The 1,860-nt window shown below is 59.8% G+C and carries 3 tRNA genes, 1 rRNA gene and 1 pseudogene; all 5 read left to right on the forward strand.

The window, feature by feature from the left end:
• Window positions 1-180 precede the first annotated feature (180 nt).
• A 5S ribosomal RNA gene (gene rrf, locus M3A49_RS42265) occupies window positions 181-294 on the forward strand.
• A gap of 143 nt (window positions 295-437) precedes the next feature.
• A tRNA-Tyr gene (locus M3A49_RS42270) sits at window positions 438-523 on the forward strand.
• A 74-nt stretch (window positions 524-597) separates the two neighbouring features.
• Window positions 598-671: transfer RNA gene (locus M3A49_RS42275), tRNA-Gly, on the forward strand.
• A gap of 32 nt (window positions 672-703) precedes the next feature.
• Window positions 704-778, forward strand: a tRNA-Thr gene (locus M3A49_RS42280).
• 109 nt (window positions 779-887) lie between these two features.
• Window positions 888-1,860, forward strand: a pseudogene (locus M3A49_RS42285) (elongation factor Tu); the annotation flags it as partial.

A 1,860-nucleotide genomic window follows, 5' to 3' on the forward strand; every position in this document is an offset into this window, starting at 1 on the left:
GCCCGTAAGGCTTGATCCTATAACAGGTGTGCCTCCGCCCCGCGTGGGTGAGCAGGACGCACAGGTTGAGAGAATCGCGTGTTGTGCCGGAAACAACACAACCCCAATTGAGCAACACCTCTTTACGCTTCTTCCCGATTGGCTGTGGCGCAGAACCCTGCGACGCAGCAACCCGTCATGCCTGATGACCATAGCGAGCTGGTCCCACCCCTTCCCATCCCGAACAGGACCGTGAAACAGCTCCACGCCGATGATAGTGCGGATTGCCCGTGTGAAAGTAGGTAATCGTCAGGCTCCTCTACAAGCGAGACCCCGGCCCTAAAAAGCCGGGGTTTTTGCTTTTCCGCTCTCCCTATAAGTGAGAGCGTTGTGGGATCGACGCCGAACAAAGTGCTTGACACGATTCGGATGTTCCCCTATAATCATCAGTTCTCTGCGGAGGGGTGCCCGAGTGGCTAAAGGGGGCAGACTGTAAATCTGTTGGCTTACGCCTACGTTGGTTCGAATCCAACCTCCTCCACCAGAATTCAGCTGTAGTAGTGTCGGGTCGGTAAAATTGCGCTAGCAGTCGCGTGATTGAAATGGCCGGCGAACCTCGCGGGTGTAGCTCAATGGTAGAGCAGAAGCCTTCCAAGCTTACGACGAGGGTTCGATTCCCTTCACCCGCTCCAGCGAAGCATTAAAGCGGTTCAGAGCAGTTTTCGCCCATGTGGCTCAGTGGTAGAGCACTCCCTTGGTAAGGGAGAGGTCGGCAGTTCGATCCTGCCCATGGGCACCAGCCGGTATCTAGCGAGCCTCAGAAGCCTCGCATCGAGCAGGCAGCAGCAAGCCAGTGATTGTTTGCGCGCCCCGCGCAACGTACGGAAAAATCCTCTTAGGAGTCGAAAATGGCCAAGGGTAAGTTTGAGCGGACCAAGCCGCACGTGAACGTGGGCACGATCGGTCACGTTGACCACGGCAAGACCACGCTGACGGCAGCGATCACGACGGTTCTGACCGCGAAGTTCGGCGGCGAGGCGAAGGCGTACGACCAGATCGACGCAGCGCCGGAAGAAAAGGCACGTGGTATTACCATCAACACCGCGCACGTCGAGTACGAAACGGCTAACCGCCACTACGCACACGTCGACTGCCCGGGCCACGCTGACTACGTGAAGAACATGATCACGGGCGCGGCACAGATGGACGGCGCCATCCTGGTGTGCTGGCCAAGCTGGCGCTGGAAGGCGACAAGGGCGAACTGGGTGAAGTGGCGATCATGAACCTGGCCGACGCACTGGACACGTACATCCCGACGCCGGAGCGTGCGGTTGACGGCGCGTTCCTGATGCCGGTGGAAGACGTGTTCTCGATCTCGGGTCGCGGCACGGTGGTGACGGGTCGCGTCGAGCGCGGCATCGTCAAGGTCGGCGAGGAAATCGAAATCGTCGGTATCAAGCCGACGGTGAAGACGACCTGCACGGGCGTGGAAATGTTCCGCAAGCTGCTCGACCAGGGTCAGGCAGGCGACAACGTGGGTATCCTGCTGCGCGGCACGAAGCGTGAAGACGTGGAGCGTGGCCAGGTGCTGGCCAAGCCGGGTTCGATCACGCCGCACACGCACTTCACGGCTGAAGTGTACGTGCTGAGCAAGGACGAAGGCGGCCGTCACACGCCGTTCTTCAACAACTACCGTCCGCAGTTCTACTTCCGTACGACGGACGTGACGGGCTCGATCGAGCTGCCGAAGGACAAGGAAATGGTCATGCCGGGCGACAACGTGTCGATCACGGTGAAGCTGATCGCTCCGATCGCGATGGAAGAAGGTCTGCGCTTCGCAATCCGCGAAGGTGGCCGTACCGTCGGCGCCGGCGTGGTTGC

Source organism: Paraburkholderia sp. CNPSo 3076, from assembly GCF_026343935.1.
In the GTDB taxonomy this organism is placed as follows: Bacteria; Pseudomonadota; Gammaproteobacteria; order Burkholderiales; family Burkholderiaceae; genus Paraburkholderia; species Paraburkholderia nodosa.